Source organism: Gorillibacterium sp. sgz306347 (assembly GCF_059735245.1).
On sequence record NZ_JCAPET010000012.1, the window covers coordinates 82,183 to 102,287 of the forward strand.

Genomic DNA, 20,105 nt, shown 5'->3' on the forward strand with positions numbered 1-20,105 from the left:
AAGGAGCCGCGCCTATGAAACGACAGCCCGCTTCGGGAACGCAAGCGATGATCGTCAGTCCCCATGCCCTCGCCACGGAAGCGGGAGCCCGCATCCTGCGCCGCGGCGGCAGCGCCTTTGACGCCGCTGTAGCCGTAAGCGCCGCGCTGGCAGTCGTCTACCCGCACATGACCGGCCTGGGCGGAGACTCGTTTTGGCTCACCTACGCAAGCCAGGACGGCAAAGTCCGCGCCTACAACGGCAGCGGCCGCTCGGGTGTGCTTGCGACCCGGGAGCGGTTCGCCGGCTATGCGGCCATTCCGCTGCGGGGCGCGGAGAGCGCCATCACCGTTCCCGGCATGGCCGACAGCTGGGCGGCCGTGCATGAGGCGTACGGCCGGCTTCCGTTTGCCGATCTGCTGGAGCCGGCGATCGGGTATGCGGCCGCGGGCATTCCCTTGTCGCCCGACCAGCACCGGCAGACGCGCGAGCAGCTGCCGGCGCTTGCCGCCGACGAACGGACGGCCGCCATCTACTTGCCCGGGGGACGCGTGCCGTCCGCCGGAGAGCGGTTTGTCCAGCGCGAGCTGGCGGCGAGCCTGCGGGCCGTGGCGTCCGGCGGCCGGGACGCCTTCTACAAAGGCGCGCTCGCCGGGGAAATCGTCCGTTCGCTCCGGCGGGCGGGGGGCCTGCTGACGCTGGAGGATTTTGCGGCGCACCGCGGCGAATGGACCGAGCCGTGCGCCGGGTCGTACCGGGGGTATACGCTGTACCAATGCCCGCCGAACTCGCAGGGCTTCGCCGGCATCCTGGCGCTGCAAATCGCGGAGAGCGCCGGCGTTGCGGAGGTCCCGCACGGTTCGTTCGCCTATTATCATTTGCTGATCGAATCGCTGAAGCTCGCCTTCCGGGAACGGGACGCTGCGCTAACGGACCCCGGTTTTTACCGGCCCGCTCTGGCCGAGCTGCTGAGCCCCGCTTCCGCCGCCCGGCTGGCCCGGGAAATAGACCCCGCCCGGGCGGCGGACCGCCAAGGCGGTCCCATTGAGGGGGACACCGCTTACGCCGCGGTGGTCGACGCCCAGGGCAACGCGGTTTCCTTCATCCAGAGCCTCTATTTCGAATTCGGTTCCGCCTTCACGGCCGGAAGCACCGGCATTCTGCTGCAAAACCGGGGCGCTTTTTTCTCGCTTGCCTCGGATCATATCAACCGGCTGGAGCCCGGCAAGCGAACCTTTCACACGCTGATGCCCGCGATGGCGTTCCGCGGCGGGCGGCCGGCCTACCTGTACGGGACCCAGGGCGGCGAGGGCCAGCCGCAGACGCAGGCGGCGCTCCTGACCCGCATGGTCGATCACGGCATGGACCCGCAGCAGGCGGTCGAAGAGCCCCGCTGGGTATGGGGGCGGACCTGGGGAGAACCGACCCGGGAGCTGCGGGTGGAAAGCCGGATCGCGGCGGACGTGAAGCAGGCGCTCCGCGACGCAGGCCATATCGTCCGCGAGATGGCGGCGTTTGACGGGATCATGGGCCACGCCGGTGCGATTGCAATCGACGATAACGGCCGTCTGCTCGGAGGGGCCGATCCCCGGGCGGACGGAGCTGCCATCGGCTGGTAAGCCGGGCGGGGCGCGGCGAGAAAACAGGGGCGGGTAGACAGGTGGACAGGGACGGGTAGACAGGTGGACAGGGACGGGTAGACAGGTGGAGGGACGGGGAGAGAGGAGAACAGGCTCGGGTGGACTGGTGGACAGGGCGCTAGGCATGACGGACGGAAATGGCGGTGCAAGGACGAAGGCCGGCGCCGTCTAGGCTGAGCAACCACGGCGCCGTATGAAGAGAGCAAGCATAGCAAGCAAAGCAAGCCGAGCAAGCGTCCGGCGAGCCGGAGTCAAACGGCTTTCCGGCTGCTTGCCGTGCGCCGGGCCGGTTGACGGGAGCGAGGATTATCGCCTCCGTTTTTTTGTTTTGGGAGCTTGTTTCAAGCTTCTTTGCGAGGGGTAAGTAAAAACGGGTGTCGGAAACTCTCGCGAAGGAGGAAGCCAAATGACCACACAAGTCAAAGTCGCATCTACCTTTCAAGAGGCCAAAGGAACCGTTACCGAATTTGTAAAAATGGGCTACGGCCCGGACGACATTTACGTTTTGGCCCACGACCGGGACGAAACCGACGAGCTCGCGGAAGCGACGGGAGCCCGGGAGCCGGGCGTGGCGGATGAAGGAATCTTCCAGTCCGTCGCCAATCTGTTCCGCTCGCGCGGCGATCAGCTTCGCTCCAAAATGATGGCCCTCGGGGTAACCGAAGCGGACGCGGAGCATCTGGAGGAAGAATTGGACCGGGGGAATATCGCCGTTATGGCGGTGGGCGGAACGCCCGAGTTTGCTCAGGCCCCGGGCGACGAAGATGTCGCATTCAACCGAAATCTGGCATCCATGCGCAACACGACGTTATAACTAGCCGATCCGGTCCTTACGGCGCAGGGCCCGGTTTCCCCAAACCGGGCCTTGCCTTCTACATAACCCCCTCCGGCCGGTGAATTCACACCTCATCCAGAGATCTCAGCCCAGACCCTTCTTATGGGGTCGCTCGATAATGTGTGAATTTTTCATTTACATATTAAATTTAAGCCACCAACGGAGGTCAGTTTTCATGGAAACAGGGACAGTGAAATGGTTCAACGCGGAAAAAGGCTTTGGCTTCATCTCCCTCGAAGAGGGCAATGACGTATTTGTTCATTATTCCGCCATCACTGGCGAAGGCTTCAAAACGCTGGATCAAGGGCAGCGTGTGCAGTTCAGTATTGTGCAAGGCGCCCGCGGTCCGCAAGCGGACGGCGTAGTCAAGCTGTAAGCGGCCCGTGCGAACCCGAAAACTGCTCTCTTTCGAGCAGTTTTTTTGGTTTGCCGGGGAGAAAGCCGTCTCCCGCATCGCTCCCGCCGCCGCAGGTCCAGGCGCCTTTTCTCCCGGCCGGATATGCGGTATGGTAGTAGAAGAGAGTTTTTACGGGAGGGACCTGCAGGGTGTTGGACAAGGCAAAACAATTGTTGGAAAAGTATTACGGCTACAGCTCGTTCCGGCCGGGGCAGGAGCGCATCATCCGCTTCATTCTGGACGGGCAAGACGCACTCGGCATTATGCCGACGGGGGGCGGGAAATCGATCTGCTACCAGATCCCGGCGCTGCTGTTCCCGGGGGTAACGCTGGTCGTTTCCCCGCTGATTTCCTTAATGAAGGATCAGATCGATACCCTGGAAGGCATGGGCATCGCCGCCACATTCATCAACAGCTCGCTCACCGGCTCGGAAGTCGGCAAACGGCTTCGCGGAGCCGCGCGCGGTGACTATAAAATGATCTACATCGCTCCCGAACGGCTGGAGCTGGAAAGCTTTCGGGAGCTGCTGCGCTCGCTGCCGATTTCCATGGTGGCGATTGACGAAGCGCACTGTATTTCCCAATGGGGACACGATTTCCGCCCCAGCTACCGGCGGATCTCGGAGCTGCTGAGCGAGCTGCCGGAGCGGCCGCGCGTCACGGCGTTCACCGCAACGGCGACGCCGGAGGTTACCCTCGACATTACCAATTACCTGGGCATTCCCCGGGACCATGTGTTTCTGACCGGCTTTGACCGGACAAACCTCAAGTTCTCCGTTGTCAAAGGGGAGAATAAGCAGGACTACCTGCTTGACTTTATCCGCGAACGCAAGGACCAGGCGGGCATCGTGTACGCGGCCACCCGCAAGGACGTCGACTCGCTGTGCGAGTTTCTGCGCAAGAAAGGAATCTCCGCGGGCAGCTACCACGCCGGGCTATCCGACGGCGCCCGCAAGGAAGCGCAGGAACGCTTCCTGTTCGACGACATCCGGGTAATGGTGGCGAGCAACGCGTTTGGCATGGGGATCGACAAGTCGAACGTCCGTTATGTGGTTCATTATAATATGCCGAAAAATATGGAAGCGTATTATCAGGAGGCCGGCCGCGCCGGCCGGGACGGAGAGCCCGGCGAATGCGTGCTGCTGTACAGTCCCCAGGATACGATCATCCAGAAGTTTTTTATTGAAGAAACGCTGCTCGACCCCGAGCGCAAAAAAAACGAATACCGCAAGCTGCAGGCCATGGTCGATTACTGCCACACGACCCGCTGCCTGCGCAAAGCGATCCTGACCTATTTCGGCGAAGACGCCCCGGAGGATTGCGGCAACTGCGGCAACTGCAGCGACGAGGTGCAGGTGGTCGATCTGACCCGGGAAGCGCAGATGATCTTTTCCTGCATCTACCGCATGAAGGAACGGTTCGGAGCCGCTTTGGTCAGCCAGGTGCTGAAAGGCTCGCGCAACCAGAAGGTGCGCCAGTTCGGCTTCGACCGCCTTCCGACCTACGGAATCATGAGCGCCTATACCGAAAAGGAAATCACCGACCTGATCCATACGCTCAGCGCGGAGGGCTACCTGGGGCTGACCGAAGGCAAATTTCCGGTCCTCAAGCTGCAGGCGAAAGCCGGCCGCGTGCTGAGGGGAGAGGAACCGGTTCTGCAAAAGAAACGGATCGTCGTGCGGCGGCTGGAGGAAGGCGACCGCGAGCTGTTCGAGCAGCTTCGCAGCCTGCGCAAGGAAATCTCCGAACGGGAGGGCGTGCCGCCTTATGTCGTCTTCCCGGACAGCACGCTGCGGGAAATGAGCCAGACCCTCCCGGTCGACCGGAGCGCCATGCTGTCCGTCAAAGGGGTGGGGGAGGCGAAATTCCTCCGCTATGGGGTGCTGTTCATGGAGCTGATCCAGCAGTACACGGCTTCGGCCGGCGGCCCGGAGCCGGAATAAGCCGGCTGGAGAAAGCGCGAACGGAAGGGAAAGCGGGCTTGCATAGAAACCGAAAGGGGAGGACAAGACTCGCATGAGTATTTTGATTGTAGACGATAACCCGGTCAACCTGATTATCATTGAGAAGATTTTAAAAAGCGAAGGGTACCTCGACTGCGTGGCCCTCGGCTCCGCCCTGGAGCTTTTTGACTACCTGGGGCTTGGCACGGCGAACCGTCCGGAGGCCCCCGTCGATCTTATTCTGATGGACATGATGATGCCGGAGGTCGACGGCCTGGAAGCCTGCCGGCGGATTCAGGCGGACGAAGACTGGAAGGATACGCCGATTATCATCGTGACGGCGCTTGGCGATTCGAACAAGCTTGCCGAGGCGCTGGATGCGGGGGCGATGGATTATGTCATGAAGCCGATCAACAAGGTCGAGCTGATGGCGCGCATCCGGGTCGCCCTCCGGTTGAAGAAGGAAATGGATTGGCACATCGAGCGGGACCGCAAAATCCGCAACGAGCTCGATTTGGCCAAGCAGGTGCAGCGCAGCGTGCTCAGCGAGCCCATCAACTGCGGCTCCATTGCCATTAACGCCAACTACTATCCGTCCTTTGAGCTGGCGGGAGACATGTATTCCTGGTACCGGATCGACGAGAACCGGTACGGGGTGATTTTGCTCGATATGATGGGGCACGGGATTTCGTCATCGCTGGTCTGCATGTTCATCTCGTCCGTTCTGCAGGACACGATCACCCGGCTCGCCGACCCGGAGCTTGTGATCAACGAGCTGAACCGGTATATGATTCAGCTGTACAGCCTGGAGCATTTTATCCACTATTATTTCACGGCGATTTATTTGGTCATCGACACCAAGCGGAAGACCATTGAATACGTCAATGCCGGCCACCCGCCCGGTCTGGTTGTCAAGGACGGCGGCTCGACGGTGCTTCTGGACCAGGGCTCCTGCGCGGTGGGCTTCTTCGAGCAGATCGAAATCCGCAAAGCCCGCATCGAGTACGAATCGGACGTGCGTATTTTCCTGTTTACGGACGGCCTTTCGGAAGCCGTGGAAGCCACCGACCGCAATTTGCTGGCGGAGCTTACGGCCCGACCGGACGGAAGCCTGGATGAAATCGTCGACCGGCTGCTTCCCGAGGAGGAACGGAAGGATCAGCACGATGACATGTGCATCGTCATGGTGAGCACCAACACGCTGTAAGCGCATGGGGAAGAGGGGCGGTTTCAGTGAAAATCAGAACGCGTCTGTTCGTCGGCTTCGGGGCGCTTATCCTCCTGATGTTCACGGTGGCGGGGGTCGGCATCAACCGGCTGGCCACGCTGAATCAAAGTCTGGAAGAGATTTATTCAAACCGGTACGCCAAGGTTTCGCTCGCTCATTCCACCCGGCTGAATATGAACGAGATGGCCAAACACATCGCCAACATCCTCAACCGGGGGGCGAGCGGCGAAGACCTGTCCGAGGAGCTGCGGGCGCTGGAAGAGCGGGAGAAACTCGTTAACGGGCAGTTCACGGAATTCGCCCGGCTGGGCAGCGACAATTCACAGGAGCTGCTCGATCAGGCGAAGGAGGATTGGCAGAAGTTCACCGCTTACGAGGACGAGCTGCTGCGGCTTATGGCTGTGGGACGGGTGGACGACGCCGTCAAGCTTCGGGTTTCCATCGGCCTGCAGCATCAGGAAGCGCTGGAAGGCTCGCTGACCCGGCTGTCTAACTACCACGAAGAACGGATGCAGAGCAGCCTTGAGAACGTCACGCAAACCAACAACCGGATGCTGGTCTTTACCATCGTTCTGTCCGCATGCGGGGTTTTGATCGGCCTCGGTATTATGTTCTGGCTAATCCGCAGCATAGCCGCCGGGTTAAACGTGGTGTCGGGCTTGATCGATTCCTTCGGTGACGGAACCCTGAGCCGCAAAAAGCTGCCGGAAACGCCTTATCACGACGAGCTGGGGGAACTGGCCCGCGCGTTTCAAACGGTCGCCGGAGAGCTGGAGCGGAAGACGGATCAGGAGCGGGAGACCGCCCGGACTCGCGAGGAAAGCAACTGGCTGGAGGCGGGCGTCGCCCGCATGATGTCGCTGCTGCAGGATGCGGACAGCATGGCGGAAGCGGCCCAAATCTTCGCCAGCGCCTTTGTCCCGCTGGCCGGAGCCGGCTTCGGCGCGGTTTACATTAAAGAATCGCGCGGCGGAGAGGACCGTCTTGTTCTTCGCGGGGCTTACGCGTTTGCGGAGGAAGAGCGCAGGAGGACGTTCCGCGTCGGAGAAGGCCTCGTAGGCCAGTGCGCGCTTGACCGGAGCCCCGCGCGGCTGTACCCGGTCCCTCCCGGCTATGTAAAACTCGTATCCGGCGTCGGACAGACGGAGCCGGTTGACCTTTCGGTATTGCCGATCCTGCATGAAGGCGAGCTGCTGGGCGTTCTGGAGCTCGCCGCCATGCGCGAGATGAGCGATCCGGAACGCTCGCTGGCGGAGCGGGTGTGCGCTGTGCTTGCGGCCGCCCTCAACCGGATTGCCGGGCGGAAGCGGACCGAGGAGCTGCTGCGCGTCTCCCAGCTGCTGACGGAGGAGCTGCAAATCCAGTCCGAAGAGCTTCGCTCGCAGCAGGAGGAGCTAAAGGCCACAAACGAAAAGCTCGAGCGGCAGGCGAAGGAACTTGCCTTGTCCGCCCAGTACAAAAGCGAGTTCCTTGCCAACATGTCGCATGAACTCAGGACCCCGCTCAACAGCCTGCTTATCCTCTCCGAGCTGCTTGCCGACAACAAGGAAGGAACGCTTACCCGGAAGCAGGAGGAGTACGCGGCCACCATCCATGCGGCCGGCTCCGACCTGCTGAAGATGATCGACGATATTCTCGACCTTTCCAAGATGGAAGCGGGCATGATGACCGTCCATATGTCGAACGCCTATGTGGGCGATCTGGCCGACTACTTCCGCCGCATTTTCGAACCGGTCGCCCGCAAGAAGGGGCTGGCCTTTGCCGTGGAAGTGGAGCCGGGGACGCCCGATGCGATCCGCACCGATGTGCACCGGCTGCAGCAGATTGTCAAAAACCTGCTGGCGAACGCCCTTAAATTTACCGAAACGGGCAGTGTCCAGCTTCGCATCGGCTTGACCGAACAGCCGGATGGAGGTTTTTTGCGGAAATTCGTCACTTTTGCCGTACAGGATACAGGCATCGGCATCCCGCAGGACAAGCAGGGGCTGATCTTTGAGGCGTTTCAGCAGGCCGACGGCACGACGAGCCGCAAGTACGGGGGGACGGGGCTCGGGCTTTCCATCAGCCGGGAGCTGGCGGAGCTGCTGGCCGGAACCGTCACCGTAAAAAGCGAACCGGGCGAAGGAAGCGTGTTCACATTATTTTTGCCTTATTATGCCGAGCAAACGGATGAAATCGGGGTAAGAATAGGGAAAGAGAAAAAGAGCCCCCCTCAAACGGATGACAGAACAACCAACGCGGGGGTAGACGGCGGGGTTCCGGATGCGGATACGCCCCTCCGGGAGGGGGAACGAGTCGGCCCGATACGGGAGCGTAAACACGCGTCGTCCCGTCCCGAAGGGAACGAAGGCACTTCTTTGGAAAAGCATTCGGGGGACTATGAAGCGCTGGCGGACAAACGGATTCTGATCGTCGACGACGACATCCGCAACATTTTTGCGGTATCGAGCATGCTGGAGCAGTACGGCGTGCAGGTGGCCTTCGCGGAGTCGGGAGGCGAAGCGCTGGAGCTGCTCCGCTCCGGGCGGACGTTCGATCTGGTGCTGTTGGACATCATGATGCCGGGCATTGACGGGCTGGATGCCACAAGGGAAATCCGCACGATGGAAGGCTTCGAAGCCCTGCCGATTGTGATCGTGACGGCCAAGTCGATGCAGGGGGATGAAGAGAGGTCGCTTCAGGCGGGCGCCTCCGGCTATCTGACGAAGCCGATTGACACCGCCAGGCTGCTGGATGTTTTAAAGGCTTTGCTGCTTACATGAGGGGATGATGACCACGAAAAGAAAAACCGATGTCGACGGGAAGCTGCACCCGGCGGGGGTACCCTCGGCAAACGGGAACGAAGGCGTCCGCCGGACGGCGCCCGGCGGCTCCGATTCGGAGAGCGAACCGGCCGGGACGGAATCGCGGGCGGAGGAGAGAGAGAGAATCGAGATTGAGCTGCTGCTGGAAGGCATCTACCGGATGTACGGGTACGATTTTCGCAATTATGCCTCTTCTTCCTTGCGGCGGCGGATCTGGCACCGGATCAATGCCTTCGGGCTCGGCAGCGTGTCGGCCCTGCAGGAAAAAATTTTGCACGATCCGGCCAATATGGCGCTTTTGCTTTCCAGCCTGTCCGTAAGCGTGACGGAGATGTTCCGCGATCCCGAGATGTTTATGGCGGTCCGCAAGGAAATCGTTCCGGTCCTCAAGCGGCTTCCGGCCATCCGCATCTGGCACGCGGGCTGCTCGACGGGGGAAGAAGTGCTTTCGATGGCGATTCTTTTGCAGGAGGAGGGGCTGGCCGGCAAAACCCGGATTTACGCCACGGACATGAGCGAGGAAGCGCTGGAGCAGGCGCGCAAAGGGCTCATTCCGCTGCGCAAGATGCGGGATTACACGCGCAATTACATGATGGCCGGCGGCACGGGTGAATTTTCCGAATATTATTCGGTCAAAAACGAGTACGCGGTGTTTCACCCGGAGCTTTTGGAGAATGTCGTGTTTGCTCAGCATAATCTGGTCACCGATCAGTCGTTCAACGAGTTTCACGTGATCTTTTGCCGGAATGTGCTGATTTACTTTAACAAGTCGCTGCAAGACCAGGTGCACCGGCTGATTTACGACAGCCTGTGCAGGGACGGTTACCTGATTCTGGGCAACCGGGAGTCGATTAACTTCAGCCATCACGCGGATCGTTACATTACGGTGAGTCAGAACGACAAGCTGTACCGCAAGATCAAGTGAGAGCGAGGAATGCCCTGTGGAGATCGAAAACCCGATAAATATCCTGCTGGTAGACGACCACCCGGAAAATCTGCTCGCGATCGAAGCCGTTCTTGCGGAGGAGAACTACAACCTGGTGCGTGCATCTTCGGGTGAGGAAGCGCTGCGCTGCCTGCTCAAGGATGAATTCGCGGTCATCGTGCTGGATGTGCAGATGCCGGGCATGGACGGCTTTGAAACGGCGCGCTTCATCAAGGCGCGGGAAAAATCCAAGCATATCCCGATCATCTTTATCACCGCCACCAGCAAGGACACGGAGCAGGTGTTCACCGGCTATTCGGTTGGCGCGATCGATTACATGGTCAAACCGTTTGTGCCGCAGACGCTGAAATCCAAAATCGAGGGCTTCGTCGGCATTTACATCACCAACAAAATGCTTCAGCAGCAAACGGAGCTGCTCCACGAGCAGACCCTCCAGCTGGAAAAGGCCAACCGGGAGCTGCTACTGACGGCGCATAACTTGTCCCGGGCCGAGGCCCAGGCGCGCGTCATCCGCGAAACCTCCATCGACACGATGATCACCTTCAACAGCGAAGGCGCCATCCTGACGGCGAATCCGGCCGCCGAAACGATGTTCGGCTACAAGGAGCAGGAGCTGCTGACGGCCACAATCGACCTGCTGATCCCGACGATCGCCGAGCTGGAGAATGAGGCAACGGATGAGAACCCGGGGTCCCGGTACCGCAGCGGCAAGCTGATCGAGGCGATGCCCCGGCGGAAGGACGGCACTTTTTTTCCGGCGGAAATCCAGATCGGGGAGTCCTATGTCGGTGACGAGCTTCTGTTCGCCATTACCGTCAGCGACATCACGGAGCGCAAAAAAGCCGAGCAGGAGCTGATCCAGGCCAAGGAAGAAGCCGAGATCGCCTCCCGGGTCAAAACCGAGTTTCTGGCGATGATGAGCCATGAGATCCGGACCCCGATGAACGGCGTAATCGGCATGACCGACCTGCTCCTGGAGACGGGGCTGTCGTCCGATCAGAGAGAGCTGGCGGAGGTCATCCGCAAAAGCGGGGACGCGCTGCTGAGCGTCATCAACGACATCCTGGACTTCAGCAAAATCGAGTCGGGCAAAATGGAACTGGCCCACGATCCGTTTAACCTGAACGATTGCGTAGCCGAGACGTTTGATCTGTTCAAGGCGGAATCCCGGAAGCGGAATCTCGAAATGGAATATTACATGGATCAGAAGCTGCCGGCGTTTGTCGTCGGGGATATCACCCGGCTCCGTCAGGTACTGGTCAATCTGGTGGGCAATGCGGTCAAGTTTACCGAAAAAGGGGGCGTCTACGTCCTGGTAAACAAGATCGGCCAAACCGGGGACCGGGTAAAAATCGAGTTTGTCGTCAAGGATACGGGCATCGGCATACCGGACGAAAAAACGGGACGGCTGTTCAAGCCGTTCTCCCAGCTCGACTCGTCCATGACCCGCAAATACGGGGGCACCGGTCTCGGCCTCGCAATTTGCAAGACCCTGGTGGAGCTGATGGGCGGCAAAATCCGTTACGACAAGTCTGCCGAGCAAGGCGCCACCTTTGTGTTCACGGTTAACCTGGAGTGCGTGAAAGAGGAACAGCTGCTGCACGCGGCCCCGGCGAAGCATGAGGTGCAGGGGAAGCTGGAGGTGCCTTTGTTCAAGCCCCTCCGCATCCTGATCGCCGAAGACAACGCGGTCAATCAGAAACTGCTGCAGCGCATTCTGGAGAGCCTGGGCCACCGCACCGAGCTGGCGGAAAACGGACGGAAGGCGCTTGAAATGGCGCTGGCGAAGCCTTACGAGGTCGTCTTCATGGATCTGCAGATGCCGGAGATGAACGGGATCGAAGCGGCCCAAAAAATTATGGAAGCCAAGCCGGAAGAGGAACGCCCCCAAATCTTTGCCATGACCGCCAACGTGCTGAAGGGAGAAAAGGAGCGCTGCCAGGAAGCCGGCATGAAGGAATTTGTCGGCAAACCGGTGAAGGTGGAAACGATCCGCAAGCTGCTTCATTCGGTCGCCATGGCGCCGCATTCAGGCACGACGGCCTGATGGTTGCTTCTTCTGTCGAACCGCGTCAGCAGGTGGCAAAACAGCCTTGCGAGGCACCCGAATTCCCCCGGCGAACCGCCGGGTTTTTTGTTTGAGGGAAGGACCGGAAGGGTAAGAACATACTGCAAACGCATCGTATCAGATGGGAGGAATGGACCATGGAGAAGAAAATTGTCGGCGTATTCCACTCGGAGGACGAAGCAGTCAAAGCCATTGAGGATCTGAAGCGACAAGGATATACATCGGATGAAATATCGGTTATTGCGAAAGACCGGGAGGAGGTGCGCGGCATCTCCGAGGAAACGGACACCCGGGTGCCGGAAGGACTGGCCACCGGTGCCGCGACCGGCGGCGTGCTGGGCGGTGTTACGGGACTTCTGGCCGGCCTGGGCGCTCTCGCCATTCCGGGCGTAGGCCCTATTATCGCGGCAGGTCCGATTGTGGCAGCCCTTACAGGGGCGGCGGTAGGTGCCGGAGCCGGCGGTTTGGTCGGCGGTCTGGTCGGACTCGGCATCAGCGAGGACGAGGCGCGGGAATATAACGATTATGTGGAGCAGGGGAGCATTCTGGTGCTGGTCAATTCGCATCCGGACCGCGACCGGGTCGCACACGACACGTTCCGCAGCTACAACTCGCTGAATGCGGGCCGTTATGGCGACAGCTATGGCGCGGACACCAATCCAAACCGGCTTGACAAAGGCGGCTCGGGCCTGATGAACTAAGAAAAACCGCATACCGGACCCTTCGCCCCAGGCGCTCCGCGCCTGGGGTTTTCGGCCTTCCTGAATAACCGGGGGGAACGCTCCGCCCGGCATAGCAAGGCGCGACGCACGCCATACTAAGAACGCATGGGCCGGGTCTCATGTGAAAGACGGAGCAACCCGGCAAGCGGACGTGCTCGTTTAAATTCTCCAGAAAATTACTTACAGTTTTTATGTTAATATTTATCATCTGCCTGATTCACCCCTTCTTCCTTCGTGTAATTAAATACTACGAACATTCCGGGAAGAAGACTAACAATCAATCGGACTTGTCCGTTGGGGTCCGATGTTGTTCGCTGTGACACGAACAACCAGCCCGCATCAACCATCTTATAGACGAAAGGTGATTTATTATGAAGCAAACCGAATGCGTGGCCATGTTGCTGGCGGGTGGAGAAGGCAAAAGACTCGGAGCACTGACATCCCGCAATGCGAAACCTGCGGTTCCGTTTGGCGGGAAATACCGCATTATTGACTTTACGCTCAGCAATTGCGTCAATTCGGGGATCGATACCGTGGGCGTACTGACGCAGTACGAACCGGCCGTTCTGCATCGTCATATCGGTTCAGGCGCTTCCTGGAGCCTGAACAAGTCGCGCGGGGGAGTCGCGCTGCTTCCGTCCGGCGAAAGCAAGGATAAAAACAAAGCCTATCGGGGAACGGCCAACGCCGTTTACCAGAATATGAAATATATTGAGCAGCACAAGCCCAGCTACGTTCTGGTGATTTCGGGCGATCACATTTACAACATGGACTACCGCAAAATGCTTGATTTTCATAAAAAATCCGGCGCGGAGGCCACCATTTCCGTTATCGAGGTGAAGCGCGAGGAGGCCAGCCGCTTCGGCATCATGACCACCGATGACTCGCACCGGATCGTCGATTTTACGGAGAAGCCGGCGCAGCCCCAAAGCACCCTTGCATCCATGGGCATTTACATTTTCAACTGGGATGTCTTGAAAATTTATCTCCAGCAGGATGAGAAAAATCCGCTCTCGAACAACGATTTCGGCAAAGATATCATTCCGGCCATGCTGGACCGGGGCGCCAACCTGTACGCTTACCCGTTCGAGGGTTACTGGAAGGATGTCGGCACCATCGACAGCCTGTGGGAAGCGCACATGGACCTGCTGGACGAAAACTGCGAAATGAACCTGAACCGAAGCGACTGGCCGCTCTACACGGCTTGCGAAAGCCCGTCTCCCCAGCACATTTACCCGAGCGCGCGGATTTCCAGCTCCGTCATTAGCGACGGCTGCACCGTCGCGGGCGAAGTGGACCATTCCGTAGTATTCTGCAACGTCGAGATCGGGGAGAACAGCCTGATCAAGGACAGCGTGATTATGCCCGGCGTCAAGATCGGGAAGAATGTTGTGATCCGCAAGGCGATTATCGGCGAAGGCACGGTGATCCGGGACGGCGCCATTATCGGAGAATTTGACGGCTCCGAAATCGCCGTGGTCGGCGAAAAAGAAGTGGTCGCCAAGGAAGCGGAAAAATTGCAGAAAATTTTTGCGCCGCGCAGCGCTTTCCTGCTCGAAAAAATCGGCTGAGGCCGTTTGCAATAAAAGGCTGTTCCGTCCGTGGCGGAACGGCCTTTTCGCATTTTTGGCTGGTTGAAACGCAAAAAAACGGACCATCCGAAGCGCCGCTTGCTTCGAATGTCCGTTCCGCTTGTCCTGCCGGAGCCCAGCCTTTTAGCCCCGCAAAAGGGATTCGGCTCCGTCGATGTAGATCGGCGTGCCGGTAATGTGAGCCGATTCATCCGATGCCAGGAATAGCACCAGATTGGCCACATGCTCCGCGCTTCCCGGTCCCTTCTGAAGGGGTTGATCCCCTTCGGGGAACTCCACGGGAATGCGGATGTCCTCCAGCTCCGGCTGGTAGTTGGTGTTGCTGTCGATGTTGGTGTCGATCGCTCCCGGACAAACGGCGTTGACCCGGATTTTGTAGCGGGCAAGCTCAAGCGCCGCCATTTTGACCAGGGCGACCTGTCCGGCTTTGCTTGCGCCGTACACGCTGAAGCCGACATTGGAGAACAGCCGGTTTCCGTTGACGGAGCTGGTCACGATGATGCTGCCGCCCTTGCCCTTGAGGTGAGGAATAGCGTGCTTTAGTGTAAGAAACGTCCCCTTCAGGTTAACGCTCATGGTTTGGTCATAATCTTCGGCCGTCATTAATTCCAGCGGACCGATGGTGCCGTTGATGCCCGCGTTGGCGAATACGATATCGAGCCCGCCGTACAGGCCGGACGCATGCGCAAAGGCTCTCCGGACGTTCTCCTCGTCGGAGATGTCCGTTTCCACGACGCAGGCTGCCCCTCCGAAGGCTTCAATTTCTTCCCGGACCCGGTGGGCGTTTTCCGCCGCCCGGTCCAACAGACATACTTTGGCGCCGTGCCGCGCCAGCAAGAGCGCGGAGGCTTTGCCGATGCCCGAACCGCCGCCGGTTATGACGGCCGCTTTGCCTTCGAGGCGCTTCTCCATGAGGTGTCCTCCTTTTATCGGTAAGATGCTCGGTTTCATCCACTTTTTACCCCATTTGCCCATTTGGTGAAACGGGCGCCCGTTCTTTTCCCGGAGCGGGATAAATCGGGCTTTTTCTGGTTCACCCGGGGCTGATTGCGTGTAAGTAAACAATAACAAGCTTTGTAGGACCAACGTGCAAGACGCAGGCCTTTTTGGCTAGACGCACTCCTCCGTCACAGGGGGACCGCGTCGAGCCGGCCGGTCTGACCTGGCGGGGTTGAACAAAGGAAAGACCCGTGAGGAGGGATGATTTATGTATCGCATTTGGGCGCTTGGCGCTCTTGCTTTCGGATTAATTTTTACGGGCAGCGGGGTTTACGCCCCATCCGGCGGCACCGTCCCGGGCATTGCAGGGCCGGCCGCATCCGAGAAGGCCGAACCCGAGTTTGCCGCTCCGGCGGCGGAAGCAGTGACCGCGCTCGCGGTGCCGGTCCAGGAGGAGCAGGCCGCCCTCGCTTCGGTGAACGGCGTTTCCCTGTTCGATACCCGGCTGGACGTACTGGAAACCAAAGGAGTGCCGCTTGAAATTTACGACGATGAATTCCTGCCGGATGTCGAAATCTACCGGTACGGGGATGTCGAAATCTCGTTTTGGGGAGAGATGGTGTACAACCTTTCCGTCGTGACGGGGCCGGGCCGAACGGTCACAATCGACGGGCGGGAAATCATCCAAACCCCGGAGGCGCTCCACGGCCTGCTGGGAGAGCCGGATTTCGTCGCCGAGGACGGGCTGGTCTACCAGAGAGGAGAATCGCTCCTCAAGGTTTATTTGAATATGGAAACCCGCGAAATTGCCGCCATCCGCTATTACTCCATGGCGAACGTGTGATTCGCGGGATAAAGAAAAAGCCGGAAGCATCCGGCTTTTTTGTCCGTTTCGGCGGATGGAAAAGCCCCCGGGCCGGCACGCTTTCACGCGCCTGACTCCGGAGGCTTCCGGTCCTTTATTAAAACATTGGAAATACATAACGAACGAGAAAGTAAAGCGCTCCGAAAAAAATGATGATATAAGCGGCATACTTGATAAAGGTGGAGGCGACCAAACTTGAATCATGCTTTTCCTCAACGTTTTTTTGTTCACGGGTTACATCGATATCCTGGTGCCGATCCATGAGGCGTCCCTCCTTTTTGTTGGATTACCACTCCTTACACGATTCCCGGCGGTTTGAACCTGTAAGCGGATGAATTTTGACATCATTTTTGTTATGCTAGTAAAAGGGACATAGCCTGACATTTCGACGATAAAAGATAATGGGGTGACGATTGATGGAACGCAAAAATTTTGACGTGCAAGTGGCGGAAGAAGCCGACCGCATTTCCGTCCGGTTGAGCGGTGAGCTTGATCTTGCGGTTGCCACCCAGTTTCGCTCAGTGGTCGAGCCGTTGATCCCGTCGGAAAAGCAGCTGATTCTGAACCTGCGCGACCTGACGTATATTGACAGTACGGGGATGGGCATCTTTATCTTTCTGCTGAAGGCCCGGAGTGAAGCGGGCAAAGCGTTTGCCATCGAAGAAACACCGCCCAAGGTACAGCGTTTGTTTGATTTGACGGGCATTACGAAATTTATTCCGGTACATTTGACGACAGACACGGCGAGGGCTGACGGGGTATGAACGGAAACAAACACATCGCTTTGTCCTTGCCTGCGGAAGCCAACTACATCGACATCGCCCGGCTGGCCTTATATGGCATTTCCAACAAAATGGGCTTTTCCTACGAAGATATCGAGGATATGAAGGTGGCGATTGCGGAGGCCTGCAACAACGTGGTTCTGCATGCGTATAAGGAGCGCGAGAAGGGGACGATTGAAATCGGATTTGAAATGGGGGAAGCCGAACTCCAGATTTCGGTCAGCGATAACGGAACCAGCTTCAACTACGATCAAATTTCCGGAGAAATCGGCTCCCACCATGGAAAATCGCTGGATGACATCACGGCCGGCGGCCTTGGCATATACTTGATGCAGGCCTTGATGGACCGCGTCGACGTGGAAAGCAGCAACGGAACCCGCCTGGTGCTGACCAAGTATCTTCATCCGGTCGGTTAACCTCACCAAAAAACACGCTCTTGGAACGGCCGGGAGGCCGTTGATCCAAAGAGCGTGTTTTTGCACCCCGCAGGGCGGCTCGCTTATCGCAGGAAGGAGCGAAGCATCCAGGCATGCTTCTGCAGATTCGCGATCGCCTGAATGCACATATCGGCCGTAGGATCGTCTTCGGCGTCTTCCGCGACTTTGACGGATTCCTTCAGCTCGGCGACCAGCTGTTCAAAATCCTTCAGCACCTGCTGAACCATTTGCTGCGTGGTTTCGCCGCCCTTGGCTTCGTCGATCGTGGCGATCGAAAGGCTTTCCTTCAGGGTTGCGACCGGTTTGCCTTCCAGCGCCAGAATGCGCTCGGCTACCTCATCCAGCTGCTCGGCCGCATAATCGTACAATTCTTCCAGTTTGGCATGGAGTTCGAAAAAGTTTTCGCCCGTTACATACCAATGATACTTGTGAAGCTTGGTGAAGAGGACCGTCCAGTTCGCGACTTGCTGGTTGAGAACCTCGACAACCGTTTTTGTTTTGTTTGCCGTTGCCATGCAGATCTCCTCCTTATTCGTTTGCTTATGCGAAGTCTGTTATATTATACCCTTATTTATGTCCAATGAATATGAACATTACTTCACAGATTTTTCTTTGATTCACCCCCGATTGGAGCGGGTAACTCATTAACAACCAAGCGGGGACACACATAACGGGGCAGCGGAAAACGCCCCCCACAAGGGAGGACAACATCATGATTTGGGAAATCAGTGTAGCGGTCATCGCCGTCGCATTCGCCGTTTTGGTCGTCTTTTTGATCCGGACGCTGAATACGCTTCAAACATCCTTGAAGGACGTGAATACCACGGTCCGCGAGCTTCAGCAGGATCTGAACGACGTCAGCACGGAAGTCAAAGGACTGATCCGCAACTCCAATCAAATTACGATGGATCTGCGCACCAAGATGAAGTCGCTTGATTCGCTTTTTGGAACGGTGGAGAATGTGGGCGACACGCTGGAGGGCGTAACCGCTTCTCTGCGCACGGCATCCAGCCGCTTTATGACGAACGTCAACCATAACATGAACCGTGTGCAGCGCAACGAAAAGGTGGAAGAGAAGCCGGTTTACAAGGTGATCAATGCGGTAAGCTCGGCTTACGACATCTGGCAGCGGATCAAGGTGCACCGGATGAACAAAAACCGCCAAACCACCACCATGTGACAAATTTCTTCCTTCGGGTGGGCCTTCGGGCCCGCCTTTTGCTGTATGAAGAATCTGTCATGGTTCAGCGGAAGCGCAAGCGGGTAAGTTGTTGGTAGACCGGAAACCAAATGGGCCTGAAAGGGAAGGAGAAAGAAATGACTACCGAAAACAAGTTTTTCACGACCAAAGAAATCACCGCTGATGCGATTATCGTTAGCCTGCACGGGGAATTGGATCTTTCGGCCGCGCCGGAAATGCGGGCGGACCTGGAGCCGTATGTCAACCAGAATGAAACACCGCTGGTTTTAAATATGGAACATTTGACCTACATCGACAGCACGGGAATCGGCATCATCATTCTGATCCTGAAGCAGAGGGCGGCGATCGGAGCCGAGCTTAAGATCGTAAAGGTTCCTCAAAAAGTAAAGAAGCTGTTCGATATCACCGGCATCACGCATCACTTGAGCATTGAAGAATCCACAGTCCCACAGGAAAGGAAAGAAGATATCGTATGAACATGCAAACCCAAACCCTGGATAAAACGATCAGTTTGACGGTGCCGGCCGATGCAAACTACGTCGATATCGTGCGGCTGACATTATACGGAATCGCCACCAAATGGGGTTTCTCCTATGAGGAAATCGAAGACATGAAGGTGGCGGTGGCCGAAGCCTGCAACAATGCGGTGCTTCATGCTTATCGCGGCAAAGAGCCGGGGACGATCGACGTAACGTTTACCGTCACCGCCGAAGGCATCTCCATTTCGGTTAAAGACTGGGGCACCAGCTTTGACTACAACCAGCGGGGCGGCCAGCCCGACGCGCTGCACGACAAGGAACTGGACGAAATCCGCGCCGGAGGGTTGGGCATCTATATGATGCAGGCGCTGATGGACGATGTGAAGGTCGTAACCGACGCGGGGACCGAGGTCATTCTAACCAAATTCCTTCAAAGGAATGAGGAGATGATATGAAGGCCAACCAAGCCACTCACGATCAGGAAATGATCAGCAAGATCAAGGAATACCAGGACACCAATTCCGAAGAAGTCGTGACGGCTTTGCTGCTGGAATATGAGCCCCTGGTCAAGATGGCCGCCGGCAAGATGTCCCGAAACCGGCCTGATCTCTATGAAGATCTGTATCAGGTCGGCCAGATGTCTTTGCTGCGGCTGTTCAAGCATTACGACAGCTCTCTGGGTATTCAGTTTGAGGCGTACGCCATGAAGAGTCTTATCGGGCACATGAAAAATTACCTGAGGGACAAATCCTGGTACATACAGGTGCCGAGACGAATAAAGGAAAAAGGGCTGCTGATCCAGCAGACCATCGACGAGCTGACGATGAGGCTCGAGCGTTCGCCGAACATTGACGAAATTGCCGCCGCGCTTGATCTTTCCCAGGAGGAAACCATCGAAGTGCTGGCAGGCCGCGAATGCTACAACTATGTCTCTTTGGATACGCCGCTTTCCAACGACGAGGGGAGCGCCACCATCGGGGATCTCATCGGCGGGGACGTGGACGATTACCACTCCGTCGAAATGCGCATGGACCTGCAAAAAGCGTTCGTTTATCTGAAGGAAGAGGAAAAGAAAGTCCTGATGATGGCGTACAGCGAAGGGCAGTCCCAGCGTACGATCGCCCAGGCGCTGGGGATTTCCCAGATGAGCGTGTCCCGCATTCAGAAGCGTGCGATCGAGAAGCTGAAGGAGCATTTGACGGACCGGCAGTCGGCCGGGTAAAGGCGCCATTCCGCATGGCGCCTTTT

Annotated in this window: 20 protein-coding genes; 17 read left to right on the forward strand and 3 right to left on the reverse strand. The window is 58.0% G+C overall.

Annotated elements, in window-relative coordinates:
* Window positions 1–14 precede the first annotated feature (14 nt).
* The 10 genes from ggt to AC6I6H_RS09000 all read left to right on the forward strand — a co-directional run bounded on the left by ggt (window position 15) and on the right by AC6I6H_RS09000 (window position 14,133).
* On the forward strand, window positions 15–1,598 hold the full coding sequence (gene ggt / locus AC6I6H_RS08955; protein WP_497953407.1) for a gamma-glutamyltransferase: 1,584 nt from the start codon (window positions 15–17) through the stop codon (window positions 1,596–1,598).
* Window positions 1,599–2,025: 427 nt separating this feature from the next.
* Window positions 2,026–2,433: a YflT domain-containing protein gene (locus AC6I6H_RS08960; RefSeq protein ID WP_497953408.1), complete on the forward strand. Its 408-nt coding sequence runs from the start codon at window positions 2,026–2,028 to the stop codon at window positions 2,431–2,433.
* 196 nt (window positions 2,434–2,629) lie between these two features.
* Window positions 2,630–2,830 (forward strand): cold-shock protein, encoded by a 201-nt coding sequence (locus AC6I6H_RS08965; protein ID WP_497953409.1) that lies wholly within the window; start codon window positions 2,630–2,632, stop codon window positions 2,828–2,830.
* Window positions 2,831–3,000: 170 nt separating this feature from the next.
* Entirely contained in the window at window positions 3,001–4,794 is a 1,794-nt protein-coding gene (gene recQ, locus AC6I6H_RS08970; protein ID WP_497953410.1) for a DNA helicase RecQ, read from the forward strand.
* 73 nt (window positions 4,795–4,867) lie between these two features.
* Entirely contained in the window at window positions 4,868–6,001 is a 1,134-nt protein-coding gene (locus tag AC6I6H_RS08975) for a PP2C family protein-serine/threonine phosphatase (protein ID WP_497953411.1), read from the forward strand.
* Window positions 6,002–6,027: 26 nt separating this feature from the next.
* On the forward strand, window positions 6,028–8,784 hold the full coding sequence (locus tag AC6I6H_RS08980; RefSeq protein ID WP_497953412.1) for an ATP-binding protein: 2,757 nt from the start codon (window positions 6,028–6,030) through the stop codon (window positions 8,782–8,784).
* A gap of 7 nt (window positions 8,785–8,791) precedes the next feature.
* Window positions 8,792–9,751 (forward strand): CheR family methyltransferase, encoded by a 960-nt coding sequence (locus AC6I6H_RS08985; RefSeq protein ID WP_497953413.1) that lies wholly within the window; start codon window positions 8,792–8,794, stop codon window positions 9,749–9,751.
* 16 nt (window positions 9,752–9,767) lie between these two features.
* The gene (locus AC6I6H_RS08990; RefSeq protein ID WP_497953414.1) at window positions 9,768–11,819 is read left to right on the forward strand and encodes a response regulator; all 2,052 of its coding nucleotides are present in this window, start codon (window positions 9,768–9,770) and stop codon (window positions 11,817–11,819) included.
* A gap of 158 nt (window positions 11,820–11,977) precedes the next feature.
* Window positions 11,978–12,541, forward strand: a complete 564-nt coding sequence (locus tag AC6I6H_RS08995) for a general stress protein (protein WP_497953415.1) — start codon at window positions 11,978–11,980, stop codon at window positions 12,539–12,541.
* 392 nt (window positions 12,542–12,933) lie between these two features.
* Window positions 12,934–14,133 (forward strand): glucose-1-phosphate adenylyltransferase, encoded by a 1,200-nt coding sequence (locus tag AC6I6H_RS09000; protein WP_497953416.1) that lies wholly within the window; start codon window positions 12,934–12,936, stop codon window positions 14,131–14,133.
* A 144-nt stretch (window positions 14,134–14,277) separates the two neighbouring features.
* Here the strand turns inward: AC6I6H_RS09000 and AC6I6H_RS09005 are convergent, their stop codons facing one another.
* The gene (locus AC6I6H_RS09005; RefSeq protein ID WP_497953417.1) at window positions 14,278–15,066 is read right to left on the reverse strand and encodes an SDR family oxidoreductase; all 789 of its coding nucleotides are present in this window, start codon (window positions 15,064–15,066) and stop codon (window positions 14,278–14,280) included.
* 295 nt (window positions 15,067–15,361) lie between these two features.
* On the opposite strand from AC6I6H_RS09005, the gene AC6I6H_RS09010 reads away from it, so the two are divergent.
* Window positions 15,362–15,937, forward strand: coding sequence for a hypothetical protein (locus AC6I6H_RS09010; RefSeq protein WP_497953418.1), 576 nt, complete (start codon window positions 15,362–15,364; stop codon window positions 15,935–15,937).
* Window positions 15,938–16,055: 118 nt separating this feature from the next.
* Here the strand turns inward: AC6I6H_RS09010 and AC6I6H_RS09015 are convergent, their stop codons facing one another.
* Window positions 16,056–16,220 (reverse strand): hypothetical protein, encoded by a 165-nt coding sequence (locus tag AC6I6H_RS09015; RefSeq protein WP_497953419.1) that lies wholly within the window; start codon window positions 16,218–16,220, stop codon window positions 16,056–16,058.
* Between the two features lie 154 nt (window positions 16,221–16,374).
* Here AC6I6H_RS09015 and AC6I6H_RS09020 point away from each other — a divergent pair, with 154 nt between their 5' ends.
* Complete coding sequence (locus AC6I6H_RS09020; protein ID WP_497953420.1) at window positions 16,375–16,722, forward strand: STAS domain-containing protein; 348 nt, start codon at window positions 16,375–16,377, stop codon at window positions 16,720–16,722.
* Window positions 16,719–17,156 (forward strand): anti-sigma B factor RsbW, encoded by a 438-nt coding sequence (gene rsbW, locus AC6I6H_RS09025; protein ID WP_497953421.1) that lies wholly within the window; start codon window positions 16,719–16,721, stop codon window positions 17,154–17,156. The genes AC6I6H_RS09020 and rsbW (AC6I6H_RS09025) overlap by 4 nt, the downstream gene beginning before the upstream one ends.
* A gap of 83 nt (window positions 17,157–17,239) precedes the next feature.
* On the opposite strand, the gene AC6I6H_RS09030 is transcribed toward rsbW (AC6I6H_RS09025), so the two are convergent.
* Window positions 17,240–17,692, reverse strand: a complete 453-nt coding sequence (locus tag AC6I6H_RS09030; protein WP_497953422.1) for a Dps family protein — start codon at window positions 17,690–17,692, stop codon at window positions 17,240–17,242.
* A gap of 197 nt (window positions 17,693–17,889) precedes the next feature.
* On the opposite strand from AC6I6H_RS09030, the gene AC6I6H_RS09035 reads away from it, so the two are divergent.
* The 4 genes from AC6I6H_RS09035 (at window position 17,890) to AC6I6H_RS09050 (ending at window position 20,079) form a co-directional block, all read left to right on the forward strand.
* Window positions 17,890–18,357, forward strand: a complete 468-nt coding sequence (locus AC6I6H_RS09035; RefSeq protein WP_497953423.1) for a DUF948 domain-containing protein — start codon at window positions 17,890–17,892, stop codon at window positions 18,355–18,357.
* Window positions 18,358–18,494: 137 nt separating this feature from the next.
* Window positions 18,495–18,854 (forward strand): STAS domain-containing protein, encoded by a 360-nt coding sequence (locus AC6I6H_RS09040; RefSeq protein ID WP_497953424.1) that lies wholly within the window; start codon window positions 18,495–18,497, stop codon window positions 18,852–18,854.
* Window positions 18,851–19,312: an anti-sigma B factor RsbW gene (rsbW, locus tag AC6I6H_RS09045; protein ID WP_497953425.1), complete on the forward strand. Its 462-nt coding sequence runs from the start codon at window positions 18,851–18,853 to the stop codon at window positions 19,310–19,312. The genes AC6I6H_RS09040 and rsbW (AC6I6H_RS09045) overlap by 4 nt, the downstream gene beginning before the upstream one ends.
* Entirely contained in the window at window positions 19,309–20,079 is a 771-nt protein-coding gene (locus AC6I6H_RS09050) for a sigma-70 family RNA polymerase sigma factor (RefSeq protein ID WP_497953426.1), read from the forward strand. Before rsbW (AC6I6H_RS09045) ends, AC6I6H_RS09050 begins: the two co-directional genes overlap by 4 nt.
* Window positions 20,080–20,105: the final 26 nt, after the last annotated feature.

Excerpts from the sequence above, each read along its gene's own strand:
- AC6I6H_RS09035 (WP_497953423.1), top strand. The coding sequence starts at position 17,890 with ATGATTTGGGAAATCAGTGTAGCGGTCATCGCCGTCGCATTCGCCGTT.
- rsbW (WP_497953425.1), top strand. The coding sequence starts at position 18,851 with ATGAACATGCAAACCCAAACCCTGGATAAAACGATCAGTTTGACGGTG.
- AC6I6H_RS08995 (WP_497953415.1), top strand. The coding sequence starts at position 11,978 with ATGGAGAAGAAAATTGTCGGCGTATTCCACTCGGAGGACGAAGCAGTC.
- rsbW (WP_497953421.1), top strand. The coding sequence starts at position 16,719 with ATGAACGGAAACAAACACATCGCTTTGTCCTTGCCTGCGGAAGCCAAC.
- AC6I6H_RS09020 (WP_497953420.1), top strand. The coding sequence starts at position 16,375 with ATGGAACGCAAAAATTTTGACGTGCAAGTGGCGGAAGAAGCCGACCGC.
- AC6I6H_RS09040 (WP_497953424.1), top strand. The coding sequence starts at position 18,495 with ATGACTACCGAAAACAAGTTTTTCACGACCAAAGAAATCACCGCTGAT.
- AC6I6H_RS09015 (WP_497953419.1), bottom strand. The coding sequence starts at position 16,220 with ATGGATCGGCACCAGGATATCGATGTAACCCGTGAACAAAAAAACGTT.
- AC6I6H_RS09000 (WP_497953416.1), top strand. The coding sequence starts at position 12,934 with ATGAAGCAAACCGAATGCGTGGCCATGTTGCTGGCGGGTGGAGAAGGC.
- AC6I6H_RS08985 (WP_497953413.1), top strand. The coding sequence starts at position 8,792 with ATGACCACGAAAAGAAAAACCGATGTCGACGGGAAGCTGCACCCGGCG.
- AC6I6H_RS09005 (WP_497953417.1), bottom strand. The coding sequence starts at position 15,066 with ATGGAGAAGCGCCTCGAAGGCAAAGCGGCCGTCATAACCGGCGGCGGT.
- AC6I6H_RS08965 (WP_497953409.1), top strand. The coding sequence starts at position 2,630 with ATGGAAACAGGGACAGTGAAATGGTTCAACGCGGAAAAAGGCTTTGGC.
- AC6I6H_RS08975 (WP_497953411.1), top strand. The coding sequence starts at position 4,868 with ATGAGTATTTTGATTGTAGACGATAACCCGGTCAACCTGATTATCATT.
- AC6I6H_RS09010 (WP_497953418.1), top strand. The coding sequence starts at position 15,362 with ATGTATCGCATTTGGGCGCTTGGCGCTCTTGCTTTCGGATTAATTTTT.
- AC6I6H_RS09030 (WP_497953422.1), bottom strand. The coding sequence starts at position 17,692 with ATGGCAACGGCAAACAAAACAAAAACGGTTGTCGAGGTTCTCAACCAG.
- AC6I6H_RS09050 (WP_497953426.1), top strand. The coding sequence starts at position 19,309 with ATGAAGGCCAACCAAGCCACTCACGATCAGGAAATGATCAGCAAGATC.
- ggt (WP_497953407.1), top strand. The coding sequence starts at position 15 with ATGAAACGACAGCCCGCTTCGGGAACGCAAGCGATGATCGTCAGTCCC.
- AC6I6H_RS08960 (WP_497953408.1), top strand. The coding sequence starts at position 2,026 with ATGACCACACAAGTCAAAGTCGCATCTACCTTTCAAGAGGCCAAAGGA.